Consider the following 18,625-nt stretch of genomic DNA (forward strand, 5'->3'; position numbering starts at 1 on the left):
AAGAAGAGGAATGACAGATCACTAGTCATTCCTCTTCTTATATCCAATTTACTTGTAGGTGGTGGTATTCAGCAAATGGACATGCACCTTCACTTCCCCAAGCTCATAATTGGCGACTGGGTGCTCTTTATCCTTAGATAATTTCTTCCACAAGTCAAGATGCTTTCGATATAGATGCTCTTCCAAGCTGTATATATCCATTTGCTTGGCCTTGGTCTGTTCGAAAGTGTACCGGATTTTTTCTGCAATCCGACGCTGTACATCCTTTTGCAGCTGAGCGTCCGGTGCGAGCTGCTTGTCCTCGAGGACACTCGCTTCAGCATCGACGGAAATATTGAAGGTAACGGTATGCTGATCTCTTGATGCGACTGAGAGACTGGACTTCGCATTGCGAATGAGCATTACCTGAGAGTTGTTAGTTTCAGGCTGAAGATCCAGGGGATACTGCTGCATTTTGCGGTAGCTGACATACCTGGCTCCATCGGCTTCCTGTCCAGAGACTTTCCCGATATTCTTCTTCTTGGAGATCAGATAGATGCCATTGAAGTAAATCATCCGTGCCTTCTTGTTGCTCTCTTGCTTCCAGGTCTCCATATCTGTGGCAACTGAAGGGATCAGTACCGTGGAAGCAGGCTCACGAAAACCATCCAGCATAGAATGAATACGGATCGGCTCGTATTCCGAGCTCTGACGATATAGTGCAATAGGCTCGAACAATTCGATGCTCTGAACCGATTGGTTCAGCAAGGAGGAGGCAGTCAGCAGTGTTTGGAGGTCTTCGTTTGTACCATACATCCATGGCGTATAACGTAATTCACCGGAGTTAAGAAGGACATTGAGCGTTTCCTCCAGCTTCTCGTTCATTACACTTTCTGATAGAACGATGGCTTTTACATGCGTCCATAGTGTTTTCTGCTGTGCAGTGCGGTACAAATCATAGATTGCCAGCATCAGCGTCTTCCCTTTTCCTTCACCTACCCATATCGTTCCTTCATTTCTCTGGTTAGGTCCCTCCTGCTTCGCAATATTGGCAAAATCTACAATCTGGGCGTAAGCAATGAATTGCTTGTCCCGATAATCGACACCCAGCGTAGTAATGAAGTTGATGCTTTGAACTTCCTTCGAACTCCAGCATCCGCTAAGGAGAAGCATATGAGAGAGAAGAAAACATAGCAGTAGTATCCTCATTCTCATTTTCAGTTTCATGAGCCGTTACCGTTACGCGTATTATCCTGAGTTTGCAGTGATTCAGGTCGTTTCTTGCGCCCGTAGCTTGGCTTCATGAGAACGGTTTGTATCGCATCTCCGAGCTTTAACGGTGTGACGGGAGACAAGTAGCGAACGCCGTAGCTTTCAAGTGAGGCCAGATGAATGACAAGAATGAAAGCTGCAATAAAGAAGCCATACATCCCTAGAAAAGAAGCAAACGCCAGCACGAACAGCCGAATCAGTGAAGTTACGGAACTAAGGACCGTGTTGACCAGCATATAGGAAGAGATGACAGAGATAGCGACAGCGACAATAATGGTTGGAGAAGTAACTCCAGCGCGAATGGCAGCATCTCCGATGATCAGTCCACCCACGACAGTAACGGTTTGACCCAGTGCACGGGGAAGTCTTCTGCCTGCTTCGTTGAATAATTCGAACATGGCGATCATCATAAATGCTTCGAGTGGCGCGGGGAGTGGTAGTCCCACCCGCGTACCGGCGACCGTGGCGAGCAGCGGCAGCGGAATCTGTTCCAAATTAAAGGATGTCAAACCAATATAGAAACCAGGGAAGAGAGAAGCCACCACCAGACCGAAGATTCGAAGCAGCCGTTCCATAGCGACCATAAAAAAAGGGGTGCTAGCATCTTCTGGCGAATGGATCTGGTTAAATAGTGTTGTCGGTGCGATATTCGCGACAGGGGAGCCTTCCATCATGACGGCAAAACGGCCGTTAAGAAGCGACGTGACAACATAATCAGGACGCTGGGTCATATCCGTCAGCGGCAGAATGGATGGGATGCTGCCCATTATGGTTCGTTCAATAATAGAGGATCCGACGAGTCCGTCCACATCAATCTGATTCAGCCTTTGCTGAATGGTCTTTAAGATTTCGGGGTTGATCACATCTTCTACGTAGAACAGAGCAATCTTGGTGTGGGAGCGTTCGCCGAAAACAAATTGCTCATAGCAGAAGGATTTGGTCCGGAGCCGCTTCCGGATTAATCCCACATTTACGGAAAGCTCCTCGGTAAATCCATCCCGTGCCCCTTTCACCGCCGATTCAAGGGCAGACTCCTCCGGCATTCTGCCCGGTATACTGGAGATGTCTAATGTGTATAGACGAGAATGATCGTCTTCTCCAGTTAAGATCAGCAGTTGTCCACTGAATATAGGTTCTTCCATTTGAATTGGATCAACAGGAAGGGCTAGTTCATTCAAGGTCAAAGCCAGCTTGGATGAGAGGCTGGAGTTGTCCGATAAATCCACGGAGATGAGCCGTGGCAATACAATTTCGTTAATCGTTTTCTGATCTGTTAGTCCGTCACAGTATACCAGAGTAATTGGCGTGGACATATCTGTGAATTGGCGAACGACCACGTCGGCACAGTTCTGGAACAAGGTGTTCAGCTTGTCGAAGTCAAGATGAGCTGTTTCCTCGTACGGCTGCATTGTTCCCCCTCCTTTTTTTCCTAAGCTTCCCGATGGGAATGGCCATGAGAGCAATAATGATTAAAAAGCTGAAGTAAGCAAAATTGACTGGGAAAATCAAGGTAATGAGCAGGTTCTGAAAAAGTGAGTCGTTCATGGGATAAATCAAACTTATACTCATCAAGACTCCCAAGATAATGAAGATCAGGTTGCGTTTCTTCTTAATGTCCCAAACCACAATGGCAATATACATGGCTAGACTAATTCGGGTGAAGGATCCAGCAAGCCACTGATAAATGGAGAAAAAGTCGGTCTGAGTTATGTATTTCCCAAGTGAGGCAATTCGCCATTCCTCGAAAGCTGGGTATCGCATGTGTTCTGCCTCATTCGGACCAAACTCTGTAATAGCTCCAGTCAGCGGGCCGGCTGTCAGCCCAATCATAATAAATAAGAGAAGTAGCAGCTGCCAGAGCTTGAATTTACTCGCGAGATAGGGCTGGATGAACAGGATTAGCGCAATTTCAAACCACCCTGCCAGACAATAAAATACTCCTGTAAACATTGGAGTATAGCCATGCTCGAATAAGGGCAGAAGTCGATTATAGTCTTTGTACTGCATGTTAACGGTAGCCACGTAGAATCCGAAAATGACGACCAGAGGCAGCAAAATACCAGAAGCAAAGGCTAGAGTACGCATTCCCAAGCAGGCTGTAAATACAGAAAGGAACGCCAGAATCAATCCAATTACAAACATGGGGGACTCCATCAAATACGATGACTTTGCCCACATGGCCGTGTCATAGAAGGTAAAGTAGCTGACCTGCAGAAAATATACCGAGCTGACCAGCTTGAACAGAAACCCTCCCGCCTTTCCCAGATTATTTGAGATCCATTCGGCCAGAGTATTCGTTTTCAGCTGCTTGGATATGAGAAATACGACCAGGATAAACAGGGTAATGGGCAGGGAAGAGACCAGAACAGATAGCCATGAATCCCGTCCTGCCACCTGCAGCAGAACAGGAATAATAAACACATGATTGCTTAAACCCACAGACAGCATAATCAGCATGGCCGCTTGTAGAAAGGAAGGTTTCACTGGATACATTAAACAGCCTCTTTCTTGTTTGGATACGATTGCCTTGAATATAACTCGAGAGACTTACTTAAGGTGCCCAGCTGTATACACTTCATTCATAAAGAAAAAATGGCGTATGTAAAAAAGCTGCGGCTTTCAGAAGTATCGTTCCCTGAAAGCCGCAGCTTCTATAATAGCTATATAGTTTAGGCGTCAGCCATTGCCTTAAAGGATTGTTCGGCTGCTTCGATGGTTGCATCAATATCTGCTTCTGTGTGCGCAGTTGTTAGAAACCATGCTTCATACTTGGAAGGAGCCAGATGGACACCGCGGTTCAGCATATGGCGGAAGAATGCTGCAAAAGCTTCTCCATCCGTATCCTGAGCCTCTTCATAATTCGTAACGGGATGATCGCAGAAATGAGTAGAGAACGAGCCGCGAATCCGGTTAATCGTAAGCGGAATGCCGTTTCGATCAGCAGCCGCTTTGATTCCATCTGTCAATTTGATCGTCAAGCGCTCCATTTCCTCATAGACGCCATCCTGACTCAGCACCTCGAGACAAGCAATTCCTGCGGAGATCGATGCTGGATTGCCTGCCATGGTTCCAGCCTGATAGGCGGGACCGAGTGGGGCAACCTGCTCCATAATTTCCTTTGAACCGCCGTAAGCTCCGATAGGGAGTCCTCCTCCGATAATTTTTCCGAGAGCGGTCAAGTCCGGTTTGATCAAATCATGGTTATATAGACCCGCATAGGTTTGCGTCGAACCGTAGTGGAATCGAAAAGCAGTAATAACCTCATCGTAAATAACAAGCGCGCCATGCTCGTGGGCAAGCTTCACCAGCCCTTCTAGAAATCCGGGCTTAGGCATCACCATACCGAAGTTACCGACAATCGGCTCAACCATTACAGCAGCAACATCATGGCCCCATGTCTGAAGTGCTTCTTCCAGACCGCCAAGATCGTTATAAGGCACAGTGATGACTTCTTGAGCAATGCTGGCAGGAATGCCGGCACTGTCCGGAATTCCGAGTGTCGCAGGTCCAGAGCCGGCAGCGACGAGCACCAGATCCGAGTGGCCATGATAATTGCCGGCAAACTTGATGATCTTGTTACGCTTCGTATAGGCACGGGCAACCCGAATCGTCGTCATGACTGCCTCCGTACCGGAGTTGACGAAGCGTACTTTATCCATAGAAGGGATGGCTTCCTTCAGCATTTTGGCAAGCTTGATCTCAAGTGTGGTTGGCGTACCGTATAATGTTCCGTTCACTGCTGCATCCGTAATAGCTTTCGTAATATGTGGATGGGCATGTCCCGTAATAATCGGACCGTAGGCTGCCAAGTAGTCTATGTAGCGGTTGTCATCGACATCATAGAAGTAAGCTCCTTCTCCGCGCTTCATAAATACAGGCGCACCGCCTCCAACTGCTTTAAAAGAACGTGAAGGGCTGTTGACGCCTCCAACAATATGCTCAAGAGCCTCAGCGTAATGATGCTCTGATTGTGTACGATTCATTTGTTTCATCCTTTCTGTATTCTATTAGATGTAACCCCTTAGGCAGACAACTCAAAAGGGCAGCTTACGCTGCCCTTGCTTGCATCCATTATAGTATAGCACTTTGCGATTTGTAATGGCAGGGAGGTCAGCAGGATTGAATGCTACGGCTAAGTCGCTGCCTTCTTCCACGGGTGCTGTTGACTTCTGTCTCTGTCTGCTACCATTCGTGTTTCTTGCTGCTGTTTCTATTACCGCAGCCTACTGGCTTTCACCACTGGCTGATTTGTCGATGGTCGATGTATCCTTGACCTTTTCAGTTTCCGTCGGATTAACAATCTCCTGAACATAGGTTTTTAATTCTTCTGAATCTCTTACGCTCAGAATAGCGGCCCCTCCAATTTTTTCTTCAACAAGCAGGCTCATCGGTGGAATCTGCTCACTACCCTGAAAATTGCTCTGATATCCAAGAGAAGCCAGCTTCCACATGTCGTTTAAGGTGAGATTCGTATCGATGTATGGATTCACTTCATTTAAAATGGTTGGCAGCTTGGCTATTGACGTTGTTGTCTGCATTTTATCGGCAATGGCGCCAATCAGCTCGCGCTGCCTTTCAGTTCTTGAGAAATCAGACATGGCATCATGCCGGAATCGGACATACATTAATGCCTTTTCACCATCCAGATGCTGCAGGCCTTGCTTAAGATCAATATCATATTCATGATTATCAGCCTTGCTGACATAGTGCATATCTTTTTCGACTTCGAATTCAATGCCGCCAATCGCATCGACCAGCGCAATAAAGCCTTGGAAGTCTGTATATACGTAATATTGAACAGGTATGCCAAGCAGGTCGCTTGCCGCCTGCATCGCTACATTAGGTCCGTGTGTAATCGCAGTATTGATGCGATCGCTGCCATAGCCGGGAATTATTGTGTATGTATCACGAAGGAGAGAGAACAGTGAAATTTTCTTGGTAACCGGGTTGAGGGATGCAACCATCATCGTATCTGATCTCGGAATTTCGCCTTCCGCCATGCCTCTGGCGTCAACGCCCATGAGCAGTATGTTCACAGGTTCTTCACCTTCCCACTTTGGAGGCTCAGGTGTCTTCTCCTGATCTATCTTCTCTACATTATAGAAAGGGGACTCCTCGCCTTCTTTCTGCAATTCTTGAAGTTCATTTACAACCGAAGTAAAATAATAAGCTGCAGGCAGTAGGACAGCAAGGATCACAACGGTAACGGCTGTCCACAGTATTCGTTTGGTCTTCTTGGTCATCTGAGCTCTTCCTTTCACAGTCACATGAATTATATAAAGGTCAAGAAGTCGTTGATTTACATTAATATACATATGATATCTTGTACATTATAAGTTCTTTTAAGGATACAAATCAATTCTGCCTGTACGGATTAGTTAACCTATAGAAGAAGGGACTGCTGTAACATGGAACTAACTATTGGCGCAAAAGCGCCTGATTTTGTGCTTGAAGGAAGTGGAGGACAGAAGGTGCGGTTGTCTGACTACCTTGGCAAACGCGTTGTGCTCTACTTTTATCCAAAGGATATGACCGCTTCCTGTACGGATGAAGCATGCCAGTTTCGAGATGCTCATGAATCGTTCAGCACACTGAATACGGTAATCTTAGGGGTAAGTACCGATCCTGCGAGCAGGCACGATAAATTTATTGCTAAGTATGAGCTTCCATTCACATTATTGTCAGACGAGGACCACCAGGTATCCGAATTGTATGGCGTCTGGCAGCTCAAAAAGTTGTACGGCAAAGAGTATATGGGCATCGTTCGCTCCACTTTTTTAATTGATGAAGAAGGAATATTAGTGAAAGAGTGGCGCAAGGTTAGAGTGAAGGGCCATATTGATGACGCGCTTGCTTTTATCGAGTCAAATATGGAGAAGTAGTCGTTAGCTAAGAAGTATTATATACTGCCGCCGGTCCAACAAGGATCGGCTTTTTTTATTGAGAACATACCCAATTAGTCAGGGATGAGGCATTGATTTATAAGGAAATAACCCAAAACGAACTTTATGAATCCGCTCCATATTTTATTTTGAAGGCTGAGTGAAATATAGCAGTCTCCTTAATCCAGGATATGAATCTAGCAATTTGAAATTTTATAGTCTTTTTTAGTTGCCCTTTTCATAAGATAGCATTGTGAATCTCAAAATCTACTTATTGAATATAAAAGATGGGGGCAATGAGAATGAAAGCGAAAATGAGTATTTTAGCAGGTATGGTTGTCTTGTTTGTGCTGGCAATAACAACGTACATAGTTCCCTCCCAAATCATTAGCTCGGCCAATTCGTCTGTGGAAAGCGAAAGCAATGTGGATGATCGTTCATCAATTGCTAAGGATAGCAATATGGAAAATGCCTCAAAAGTGGTAGTCACACAACGGACTCATACAGCCCACACCCGCATCAACCAGCTGGAGCCTGCAGAGGCGGCCGTGCTGGCAGCAACCAAACAGGAAGCAAATGTAACACAAGTGAGCGTAGCGAAAGAATCTAAAAGTCGGCTTAATGAAGCATCAGCAGAAACACCGGCGAAGTCCGATCTTCAAACTAGTAAAAAAACAGTTTATCTAACTTTTGATGACGGCCCAGGGAAGCACACCAGTGAAGTACTCGATATTTTGGAGAGTTACGAGGTGCCGGCTACTTTTTTTGTGCTCGGGAAATATGTAGAGACTTATCCTGAACTCGTCTATCGGATGCATGAAGAGGGGCACGCAATTGGCAATCATACGTATAATCACGATTACGATGAACTTTATGATAATTTCCCCGACTTTTGGTCACAGATTAAGACAACGGAAGAAGCAATTAGACTTATTACCGGCAGCAGACCGCAGCTGGTTCGTGCACCTGGAGGTACGTTTGGGCATTTTGACCAGAACTATTTTGATCTGATGAAGCAAGCGGGTTATTCCGTTGTGGATTGGAATGTGGACAGCGGTGATTCGAAGCGCAGCGGAGTCCCGGCTGCAGAAATCGCCCAGCAGGCAACAGAGGTTAGCACAGATAAGGATCTGGTCATTCTGCTGCATGACGGCGGAAACCATGCTGAGACCGTTAAAGCCTTGCCGGAAATTATTGAATACTATCAGAAACACCAGTATCATTTTGCGGTACTCGATCCTGCGAAGAAGCCGGTCCAGTTCCGTGTTAAGAATGAAGAATCGACGAAGAAAAGGTTTCAGCCTAGCAGCAAATGGATAAATAATGTTATCGCTCCTAACGCTGAACTCTTCGAGGAAGGACCATCGCTTGTCATTGAGGCAGGAAAACAGATGGCTGAACTGAATTACGGTGAATACCGGCTTCAGAATGGACAGTATATTGTACCTCTAAGAGATGTGATCGAAAAATTCGGAGGCTCAGTGAAGTGGAATGCAGCAGAGCGCAGTGCCGAGCTCGTGTTTGGACAAAATGCAATTACGGTAAGACCTGATGATCAGCTTGTCACTGCATCAGCAGAAGGATACGCAGCAGAGGCTGATATTTATATGGAAAACGGAGTCACGTGGCTTCCATTAAGAACCTTGCTAAATGCTGCCAATTTTGAGGTGAAATCCCTGACTCATGGAACAGGCGAAGTTGTCGTCTATGCTATGTAAATAGTAGATCATTTCCAATTTTACGCATACAAATACAGCGAACCGTTGATAGGACTTGGAATTCATGCATTGTCAAAAAATGCTTGACTTCAAGCTCTGATTTTAATATGTTTATATCACGGTTTAGCTGATCATCATATCAGTTAAGCAGGAACGTGATTAAAGGGGAGTAGCTGTACAGCAAAGTCGTCAGTTCGGGAATAGTCCCCGGCTTTGTTGGCAACCATTCGTTGTTAGCGAGACCTTTACCACAAGACTGTGGTAGAGGTCTCTTTTTTGTGAGACCTTTACCAGCCGGTGAAGGTTTTTTTGTAATTTATTTTTATTACTAGGAGGATGTTTCATGGAGCTGTTGTTAGAGTATGCATGGGTACTGCTTGTGCTCGTTGCTCTAGAGGGATTACTTGCGGCAGATAATGCCCTGGTTCTCGCAATCATGGTTAAGCACCTGCCTGAGGATCAGCGTAAAAAGGCGTTGTTCTACGGTTTGCTTGGTGCGTTCGTATTTCGTTTGGCATCGCTGTTCATCATTTCATTCTTGGTGGACGTGTGGCAGGTACAGGCCCTCGGAGCCCTTTACCTCTTGTATATTTCCATAAATCATGTGGTCAAGCATTTTGTTGGCAAGAGGCAGACAGAGGATGCGAAGCCTAAGCCAGAGAAGGCGAAGAAGCAGTCCGGCTTCTGGATGACCGTACTCAAAGTGGAAGTTGCTGATATCGCTTTTGCAGTTGACTCCATTCTTGCAGCGGTAGCTCTTGCTGTTGCGCTACCTCCAAGTGGAATTCGGGAGATCGGCGGCCTGGACGGCGGACAGTTCATCGTTATCTTCTTAGGCGGATTTATCGGTCTTGTCATTATGCGTTTCGCGGCAACCTTCTTCGTTAAATTGCTTCAGAAGCGTCCTGGACTCGAACTTGCGGCTTTTGTAATCGTAGGTTGGGTAGGGGTTAAGCTCGCTGTAATCACATTGGCTCACCCTGATGTAGGTTTAATTGATGAGCACTTCCCGCATAATGCTGTATGGAAAGCAAGCTTCTACATTGTACTTGTGTTGATTGCTGTCATTGGATGGTTCGCTTCTTCGAAGAGAGAAGTTGCCGACGAGGATGTTGCAACCAAGGAAGTCGAGGAAGTACAGCCGGGTAAAGACACATCTAATTAATATCGTAAGAAACTAATGGCTTGAAGTATGGATAAAGATCCGGAGTTCAATATGAACTCTGGGTCTTTTTTTTGTATTTATAAGGACTTTAGCCGTTCTAGTGTCTATATCATTTATGGATTGGAAATAATAGAAGTAAAACAAGGGAGAAACTGACGTTATTCTGCGTCAAATAAGGAGGGGGATAGTTAATGGAATTCTCAAAATCTAGCGATTATGCTGCAAGTTTGCTTGAAAGAGTGGTGCATCGAGTTGAGACGGTTATGGTCGGCAAGAAAGAGGTAATTCGTTTGATCTTGATCGCGATGTTATCGGGAGGCCATATTTTGCTGGAGGATGTGCCCGGAACAGGCAAGACCAGGCTCATTAAGACGATCGCCTCATGTCTCGGCGCGAGCTTTGGAAGAATTCAATTCACTTCAGATGTGATGCCTTCTGATATTACAGGCACATCGGTGTTCAAGCCGAATACAGGAGACTTTGAATATAAATCAGGACCCATTATGGCGAATATTGTGCTTGGTGATGAGATTAATCGGGCTGCACCAAGAACTCAATCAGCTCTGCTTGAAGCTATGGAAGAGAAAAGTGTAACAGTGGACGGATCTACCTATGCGCTGCCTAAGCCCTTCCTGCTTATGGCTACACAGAATCCTTTGCAATTCGAAGGAACGTTTCGTCTTCCGGAGGCGCAGCTGGACCGCTTCATGATGAAGCTGAGCTTGGGTTATCCCACGGTGAATGAGGAAGTGGAAATGATGAACCGACAGGGAGGAGTGGGAGATTCATTAATCAGACCGGTTATGCTGGCAGAAGAGCTTGTCAGAATGCAAAGGGAAGCATCGGCTGTTTTTGTCGATCCGATTATCAAGGAATACATCGCTCAAACTGCAGCAAACTCGAGAATACATCCAGAGCTCATACTCGGCATTAGTCCAAGAGGAAGCATTGCCTGGATGTGTGCTGCACAAGCAGCGGCTTACATGAACGGTCGAATGTATGTAATTCCCGATGACGTTAAGGAAGTCGCTGTTCCCGTACTATCTCACCGTATTCGGAGTCGTGGAGAGCTATCCCGCAATCATCATTCAGACTCCATCGTTCGTTCCTTGCTACAGGATACTCCGATTCCAATTCAGCAGCCTGCGCGGGCAAGAGGCTGATGAAATATGTTGTGGAGGACTTGTCGTAACTGGTTGTTCATGGTGATGCTGCTAGCTGGCTTGTCGCTTGCTTACCATATCCAAGGTGGAGGCACATTACTGTTTCTCTTGATTTGCTGTACAGCAATAGCTTGTTATGGATTAATCATTCTCGGGCTGAAGCCGCGGAATATACGAATCATGCGGACATTGGAAGCGGAAAGAGTAACAGCTGGAGATAAAGTGACCGTACGTATTTACCTTGAGGCGGATGTACCTTTGTTACTCCGCTGGCTGAGAATTGAAGAGGCTGCATCTTATTCTCAGCTTGAACATAAACAGCTGATTTTTACGGGACGATCACGCATCTATCAATACAACTATACGATTCGTGCGGTGCATAGAGGAGTGTATGCGTTTGACACCTGCAAGGTGATCTGGGGAGATGTGTTCGGTTGGTTTACAGGCAGCTGTCTGATTGAGGCACCCTGTACATTGATTGTTCATCCATCACTCCAGTCAGGCTCGGGACATGTACGTTCTGGTTTGACGAGAACCTGGGAAGGTCAGGATTCCCACTCAAGCTATCATCAGACCTTATTAGGGACAGAAGTCAGAGAGTATGTCCAAGGAGATCCGCTCCGTCATATCCATTGGAAGAGCACGGCTCGCAGCGGGAAGCTGCAGGTCCGGGTTCCAGAGGAACAGAGCGGCGGGCAGGTCTATCTCCTGCTGGATAACAATATCCATGCCTATGTGTGTAAACGGGCAGAAGGCGGTAGTCAGTTTTCATGGGATGCCTATGAGAAAGCTGTTTCTACCTGTGCGGATCTTCTCCGTTCTTCATATGAAGAGGGGAGGGGTGCTCATTTGACCGTTTTTAATTTGGATAGGGCTGAGGACAACAATAAATCTGAACTCCAATGGACCGCTTTACCTACCACCCCTGTCGGACAAGCGAAAGACTTTGAACAATTGGATTATTTGGCAGCTCTTGAACCGGCAGGGACATGGAATGATCGAGGAAGAGAGCTTGAGTCTCAGGAGAGGGGAAGCAGGCTCTATACCCCTTCTTTTTATGGCAATCTTGCCCCAGGCTCCCAAATCTATATGATTACTGGCAGGTCAACGGAATTGAATAAAATGATCAGTGAGCATTACAGCAGACAGCATGTACAGGTTAATTTATATGAAGTGATCGGAATCGGCGTTGATCGGATGAATTCAAGGACCGATGCCGTGTAGTAGGACATAAGGGAGGAGGAATGACTACATGTACAATCAGAAAAGTCTTGATCAGAAAGAAGTCGGTACCGCAACAGCTTATCAGGAACCTTGGTATTTCCGCGCAGTGGCCTCAATTGCCTTATTTATTATGTTTCTAGAATGGCTGAGGCCGGGAGGGATAAGTGGGGATCTAAGGAGCCCGACCTCCGTTATTCTGATTGTGCTGACCCTTCTCTTGCTGCTGATCGGTACATGGAGCTTGTCACTCGGCAGCTCCCTTTTGATCCGGTTTGTCATTTCATTCATAGGCTTGTGGTGGATGGTGAAGGAGATATCAGGTGTAGACTGGATGCTTCAATATCCGTTGATTCTCAAGCAGGATATCTCAATTTGGTTAAATAATGACGGCATCTGGCTTATAAGTGATGAGACGAAGACGATATTGGTTATGCTGGGCTGGTCCTTGTTTGTGAGTGCTGTACAAATACTGGTCATCCAGCTAAGAACCGTCCTGTTATTTGGTGTGGTGACATCTTTGTATGTCTTCGGTGTTGAATTGATAAATGGTGAAAGTAAGACAGACGCAATGATTCGAATTATCAGCTGTTTTTTATTTTTACAAACACTCATGCAGCTTCCGAAGCTTAACAGTATGAGCTTCTCGATTCGTGGCAAGGACAAGAATCGCCATCTGATGTGGATAGGAATTGCTATGGGATCTGCGCTTCTGGTTGGAGGTGCGGCTGCCCTGTCTTCGGTTCTTCCTGCCAAATCCCCTGATCCAAATGTTCTGGCTGATGCAAGGGAACGTCTTATCGATTGGGCGGATGGACTGCAATCATCACCATCTGAATCCGCCTTGGCTAGGACGGGGTATGACAATGGAGGTAGTGACATGGGCGCGCCTCTTGTTTCCAACAATGAAGTGTTTTTTACGGCATACAGTCCTGTGGCGACTTACTGGAGAGGGCAGTCCCGCTCAATCTATGATGGACGAAGCTGGAAGGGTGAATATAATGATGAGGAATTCAAACATTACATCAGCACGACTGGCCGTATCCGAGAGGATGAGATTGAGGAGAATCCCTATTTTCGCCTGATCCAACAAACGGTCGAGCTGCAGACACCAGCTCAGGGTGGCACAGACATTTTTACAGGTGGAGTGCCTGTTCGTATAACCCTCCAACAATCTGAGAGTGTCGACTTTCCACAGAATGAGAAAGATTACGCTGGACAAAATAAAGGTAACCAGCAGTTTCCGTATATAGTGAGTGATTTTGCCTCAGGTAATTTAAGATTTGATGATATGCAGTCAGACGGCTACAAGTCTGTGACCAGCTACAGTGCAGATGTTTTGGTTCCTGTCGACGATCTAAGCAGCCTCCGTAAAGTTTCGGGTGCCGATCCTGCAGAGATTAAACGCACGAATCTGCAGCTGCCGGAGACTCTGCCAAACCGGATTAGAGAGCTCGGAGCCCATATTACAGCCGGAACAACGAATAGATATGATGCTGTAAGTAAGGTAGCATCCTATTTGAGATCGAATTACTCCTACAGTCTGGATACTAGAGTACCCCAGGCTGGCAAGGATTTCGTAGATGATTTTTTGTTTACAACGAAAAAGGGTTATTGCAATCATTTCTCGACTTCAATGGTTGTGCTGCTTCGCAGTCAGGGAATTCCAGCGAGGTATGTGCAGGGTTTTGGCCCGGGGCAACGCAGTGATCAGCAATTAAACAAGTATACGGTGACTCATGGTGATGCTCATGCTTGGGCAGAGGTGTATTTTCCGAGTGTAGGGTGGATTCCATTTGAGGCAACTCCCGGATATGGCTTAGAAGAGCTTGGAGCTGCGGGATCCATCGAATCTAACGAAGCTGTGCAATCAGAGGCACAAGATGTAATGAGCATGGTGCACGAGTTTAGCAGAGCTTTAAAAAGCCGATTAACGGCCATTATGCACCCGTTGACGCTGTCTGTGGCAACTGCCTGCGCACTGTTGCTTGCGGCAGCGGTGCATGCGGGGCGAAGCTACAGCCCCGCGATAAGGCTCAGGCTGCGGTTGATCTGGCCGCGCAGCCATGCCTTCCCAGACCGTGAGCGCCTCCTGCGTGTGGGAGCACCGGTCTGGGATCGAATCGCGCAGCAATATGGTGTGCGCGAGCAGGGGGTTACGCTGCGTGAATACACCGCAGCCTTGCCTCTGGGCGGTACTCCCGTACACGATGAGGTACGGCAGTTCGCTGCAGATTGGGAGGCTCTGGTTTATGCATCAGAGCCGTTCTCTCGGGTAGCCAGCTTAGCATTTATGAAGCGGTGTCTGCGGATTTCGAAGTCACTTAGATAATAAACTGTTCACGAATATACATTTTGGATGTGGTGACTTTTTGATTTACATTATTTCTTAATGATGAAGAGGACGAGCTATCCTTGACGTTAGGTTTTGTCGTTCAGTATAATTAATCTCATTAATTGAGGGAGGCTCGGTAATGATAAAGCCAAATGAAATTGTTGTTGTTCTTGATTTCGGGGGACAATACAACCAACTAATTGCGAGAAGAATTCGTGATCTCGGAGTATACAGCGAACTGCTTCCATATAACACGCCTGTTGAGAAGATTCGTGAAATTGCACCTAAAGGGATTGTCTTCTCTGGTGGACCGTCCAGTGTTTACGCAGAAAATGCACCACATGTAGATCCAGCTATTTATGAACTGGGATTGCCGATCTTCGGTATTTGTTACGGTATGCAGCTCATGGCGCATCAGCTTGAAGGTAAAGTAGAGCGTGCCCATAAGCGTGAATACGGTAAAGCGGATGTGCTGTTTAATGAAGGCTCCCATCTTGCAAAAGGGCTTGAAGCGAACCAAACCGTGTGGATGAGTCATGGTGACCACGTGGTTACATTGCCTTCCGGCTTCCGTCTTGACGCAGGTACGGAAAGTGCGCCAATCGCGGCGATGAGTCATCCAGAACGCAACTTGTTTGCGGTTCAGTTCCACCCAGAAGTACGTCATTCTGTGAACGGTAACGATATGATTCGTAACTTCTTGTATGAAGTGTGCGGCTGTGAAGGCAACTGGAGCATGGAAACATTCATCGAGGACAAGATTCGTGATATTCGTGAAACGGTTGGCGACAAGAAGGTACTGTGCGCGCTAAGCGGCGGTGTTGATTCTTCTGTTGTAGCGATCCTGCTTCACAAAGCGATCGGTGATCAGTTGACTTGTATGTTTATTGACCACGGATTACTGCGCAAAGGTGAAGCAGAGAGCGTTATGGAGACCTTTGTTGGCAAGTTTGATATGAAAGTCGTTAAGATAGATGCTCGTGATCGCTTTATGTCCAAGCTTGAAGGCGTTGATGATCCTGAGAAAAAACGTAAAATCATCGGTAATGAGTTCATTTATGTATTTGATGAAGAGTCCAGCAAGTTCGATGATTTTGATTTCTTGGCACAAGGTACGCTCTATACAGATATCGTAGAGAGCGGTACCGCTACAGCACAAACCATTAAATCTCACCATAATGTAGGCGGACTGCCTGAGGATATGAGATTTAAGCTGATCGAACCGCTTAATGCTCTATTCAAGGATGAAGTGCGTATCGTGGGATCTGAGTGTGGATTGCCGGATGAAATTGTTCATCGTCAGCCTTTCCCTGGTCCAGGTCTTGCAATTCGTGTGCTTGGTGAAGTCACAGAAGAGAAGCTGAAGATCGTTCGTGATTCGGATTACATCCTGCGTGAGGAGATTGCCAAAGCAGGTCTTGATCGTGAGATCTGGCAGTATTTCACTGCGCTTCCAAACATGAAGAGTGTTGGTGTAATGGGGGATGCTCGTACGTATTCATATACTGTAGGTATACGTGCCGTAACGTCCATCGACGGTATGACGGCGGACTGGGCGCGTATCCCTTGGGATGTGCTTGAGAAAATCTCTGTCCGTATTGTCAATGAGGTAGATAACGTAAACCGTATCGTTTACGATGTGACGAGCAAACCGCCTGCTACAATCGAGTGGGAATAGGATTATCGAATTCGAATAGAATTATCGAGTAGGATCAGACAACTCGGTATATAATGAGAAGAGTTTTCGACATCGTGTCGAAGGCTCTTCATTTTCCTTTTTTAGAAAAAACATGAAAATTCATGTCATTCTTTTCTGTTAATTTTCATGTTCGTGAAATTGCCGAACATTGGTAGTATTTAAACTTTGGATTATTCGTATTTTTATATTGACAATTTTACATATCCCTCCTAGAATGAGACAAGGAAAACCAATAAACACATGCTTTTTCGTATAATCTCGGGGATTTGGCCCGGGAGTCTCTACGAGATCACCATAATGATCTGGCTACGAAAAGAAGAGAAGTGCAATTTCAGAAGGTGCTGACACTGTCCAATGATCGGAATCATGTGTAAGCTGCTTTTTGATTGCTTTAGTGTCTCTTTTTAGCGTAAGCCCATGAAGATCAGACATCTTTGCGGGCTTTTTGTCGTTTTAAGGTAACCGACTTATCTCTAAGGAGGAATATTCGGATTATGGAGCGGTTCTTTAAATTAAGGGATCACGGGACAAATGTCAGAACAGAAGTTATTGCAGGTTTAACCACATTCATGACCATGGCTTATATCTTGGTGGTCAACAATGTATTTCTTGGACCAGACGGAGCCGGGATGCCGGCTAACGGCGTATTTTTTGCCACAGCGGTAGGTGCAGGTCTTATAACCATATTGATGGGGCTTGTAGTAAACGTTCCGATTGCGCTCGCTCCCGGGATGGGTCTTAATGCATATTTCATGACGGTCGTACTTAGCTCGGGTGGCGCGATTACTTGGCAGGCTGCGCTCGGTGCGGTATTTATTTCAGGTTTGATTTTTATCTTACTTACGGTAACGAAAGTCCGGCAGATGCTGCTCGTGGCTGTACCGGAAAGTATTAAGATGGCAATAACCGTCGGGATTGGCTTGTTTATCGCTGTGATCGGTCTTAAAATGGCTAATATCGTAGTAGCGAATGTGAATCCGGGTACTGACATTGCAGGTCCTGTTCCAGGCGGCAGCTTTAATCTAGCTTTTGGTAACCTGACACATGCTGACGTTATTTTGACGCTGATCGGACTATTGATTATTGCAGTACTGATGGTTATCAAAGTGAAGGGTGCAATGCTCATCGGTATCGTTGCAACAACACTGATCGGTATCCCGATGGGGGTAACGGATGTAAGCGGATTGTCCTCCGCAAGCTGGCTTCCTAGCTTTGACGATTTGACATTTGGCCAACTGGATTTGGGAGCGGCACTCCAGGTTGGACTCTTTGAAATTATCTTTGTATTTACATTTGTCGAATTGTTCGATACCTTCGGCACTTTGGTTGGAACTACGACACGCATGGGACTGTTCAAGAATAAAGAAAAAGGCGAGAAAGTTGTCGGCAAAGCGATGCTCGTTGATGCTGTCGGCGTAAGTGCTGGTGCGGTTATTGGTACAAGTACAATTACTTCTTATGTAGAGAGTTCTTCTGGGGTAGAAGCGGGTGGACGTACAGGACTGACGGCGGTAACAACAGGGATTATGTTCCTGTTGGCATTGTTCATTGCTCCACTAGCGCTGATCGTGCCTTCTGCAGCGACATCTCCGGCGCTTATTATTGTAGGGGTTCTGATGATGAGTCAAGTCCGCAACATTGACTGGGATGATTTCCTTCATGCGTTCCCGGCGTTCTTGACAATCGTTATGATGCCGCTGACGAATAGTATTGCTAACGGTATATCGCTTGGTATTATTTCTTATGTAGTACTCGCAGCGTTCTCTAACATTGCAACAAGCCGCAAAGTGAAGATTCATTGGTTAATGTGGGTGTTGTTTATCATTGTATTGATTAGATATATCTTTATAGGTGCGGAGTAACATATATTATAGAAGATATAGCAGAGTGCTGTATTACGAATATGTTGAATGTAGAGAGAATCCTGTTCATGATGAATAGGGTTCTCTTTATTTTATACTGCGGTCTTGATAGTGACTGATCTGTGAGAGAACAATGGATTTTTGGTTCATTATATATAGATAATTATCAAGTTCATAAACGTTTGATGGAGTAGAGAAAGTTTTATATATTTTTTTTAAAAAAAGTGTTGCATAATTTTTATGAGCATGGTATATTCTAATTCCGGCCAAGAAATAAGCCGTTCAAACAAGAACACAGCAAGTAAGCTTCGATCAGAAGTTGAATAAAA

The 18,625-nt window shown here is 45.9% G+C and carries 13 protein-coding genes and 1 riboswitch; of the genes, 8 read left to right on the forward strand and 5 right to left on the reverse strand.

Annotation, left to right across the window (positions count from 1 at the left end; all coding sequences use genetic code 11):
• Window positions 1-48: 48 nt before the first annotated feature.
• From BM415_RS15975 to BM415_RS15995, 5 genes are all read right to left on the reverse strand, one after another.
• On the reverse strand, window positions 49-1,206 hold the full coding sequence (locus tag BM415_RS15975) for a Ger(x)C family spore germination protein (protein ID WP_091159740.1): 1,158 nt from the start codon (window positions 1,204-1,206) through the stop codon (window positions 49-51).
• On the reverse strand, window positions 1,203-2,660 hold the full coding sequence (locus BM415_RS15980; RefSeq protein WP_091159742.1) for a spore germination protein: 1,458 nt from the start codon (window positions 2,658-2,660) through the stop codon (window positions 1,203-1,205). Before BM415_RS15980 ends, BM415_RS15975 begins: the two co-directional genes overlap by 4 nt.
• Window positions 2,629-3,744: a GerAB/ArcD/ProY family transporter gene (locus BM415_RS15985; RefSeq protein WP_091159744.1), complete on the reverse strand. Its 1,116-nt coding sequence runs from the start codon at window positions 3,742-3,744 to the stop codon at window positions 2,629-2,631. The genes BM415_RS15980 and BM415_RS15985 overlap by 32 nt, the downstream gene beginning before the upstream one ends.
• 176 nt (window positions 3,745-3,920) lie before the next feature.
• Window positions 3,921-5,234 carry a glutamate-1-semialdehyde 2,1-aminomutase gene (locus BM415_RS15990; protein ID WP_091159745.1) on the reverse strand — a complete coding sequence of 438 codons (1,314 nt, stop codon included), beginning with the start codon at window positions 5,232-5,234 and terminating at the stop codon, window positions 3,921-3,923.
• A gap of 240 nt (window positions 5,235-5,474) precedes the next feature.
• Window positions 5,475-6,494 carry an LCP family protein gene (locus BM415_RS15995; protein WP_091159747.1) on the reverse strand — a complete coding sequence of 340 codons (1,020 nt, stop codon included), beginning with the start codon at window positions 6,492-6,494 and terminating at the stop codon, window positions 5,475-5,477.
• A gap of 165 nt (window positions 6,495-6,659) precedes the next feature.
• Here BM415_RS15995 and bcp point away from each other — a divergent pair, with 165 nt between their 5' ends.
• The 8 genes from bcp to BM415_RS16035 all read left to right on the forward strand — a co-directional run bounded on the left by bcp (window position 6,660) and on the right by BM415_RS16035 (window position 18,296).
• Entirely contained in the window at window positions 6,660-7,133 is a 474-nt protein-coding gene (bcp, locus tag BM415_RS16000; RefSeq protein ID WP_091159748.1) for a thioredoxin-dependent thiol peroxidase, read from the forward strand.
• A gap of 302 nt (window positions 7,134-7,435) precedes the next feature.
• The gene (locus BM415_RS16005) at window positions 7,436-8,851 is read left to right on the forward strand and encodes a polysaccharide deacetylase family protein (RefSeq protein WP_244533444.1); all 1,416 of its coding nucleotides are present in this window, start codon (window positions 7,436-7,438) and stop codon (window positions 8,849-8,851) included.
• A gap of 343 nt (window positions 8,852-9,194) precedes the next feature.
• On the forward strand, window positions 9,195-10,016 hold the full coding sequence (locus BM415_RS16010) for a TerC family protein (RefSeq protein ID WP_091159750.1): 822 nt from the start codon (window positions 9,195-9,197) through the stop codon (window positions 10,014-10,016).
• A 191-nt stretch (window positions 10,017-10,207) separates the two neighbouring features.
• Window positions 10,208-11,179 carry an AAA family ATPase gene (locus BM415_RS16015; RefSeq protein ID WP_091159752.1) on the forward strand — a complete coding sequence of 324 codons (972 nt, stop codon included), beginning with the start codon at window positions 10,208-10,210 and terminating at the stop codon, window positions 11,177-11,179.
• A 6-nt stretch (window positions 11,180-11,185) separates the two neighbouring features.
• Window positions 11,186-12,403: a DUF58 domain-containing protein gene (locus BM415_RS16020; RefSeq protein WP_091159753.1), complete on the forward strand. Its 1,218-nt coding sequence runs from the start codon at window positions 11,186-11,188 to the stop codon at window positions 12,401-12,403.
• A 28-nt stretch (window positions 12,404-12,431) separates the two neighbouring features.
• Window positions 12,432-14,732 (forward strand): transglutaminase-like domain-containing protein, encoded by a 2,301-nt coding sequence (locus BM415_RS16025; RefSeq protein WP_091159755.1) that lies wholly within the window; start codon window positions 12,432-12,434, stop codon window positions 14,730-14,732.
• Window positions 14,733-14,874: 142 nt separating this feature from the next.
• Complete coding sequence (gene guaA, locus BM415_RS16030) at window positions 14,875-16,413, forward strand: glutamine-hydrolyzing GMP synthase (RefSeq protein ID WP_091159756.1); 1,539 nt, start codon at window positions 14,875-14,877, stop codon at window positions 16,411-16,413.
• A gap of 249 nt (window positions 16,414-16,662) precedes the next feature.
• Window positions 16,663-16,763: riboswitch (purine riboswitch) on the forward strand.
• Between the two features lie 165 nt (window positions 16,764-16,928).
• A complete protein-coding gene (locus BM415_RS16035; protein ID WP_091159758.1) occupies window positions 16,929-18,296 on the forward strand; it encodes an NCS2 family permease in 1,368 nt (455 codons plus the stop codon).
• The last annotated feature ends 329 nt before the right edge of the window (window positions 18,297-18,625 follow it).

This window comes from Paenibacillus sp. 453mf, from assembly GCF_900116105.1.
In the GTDB taxonomy this organism is placed as follows: Bacteria; Bacillota; Bacilli; order Paenibacillales; family Paenibacillaceae; genus Paenibacillus; species Paenibacillus provencensis.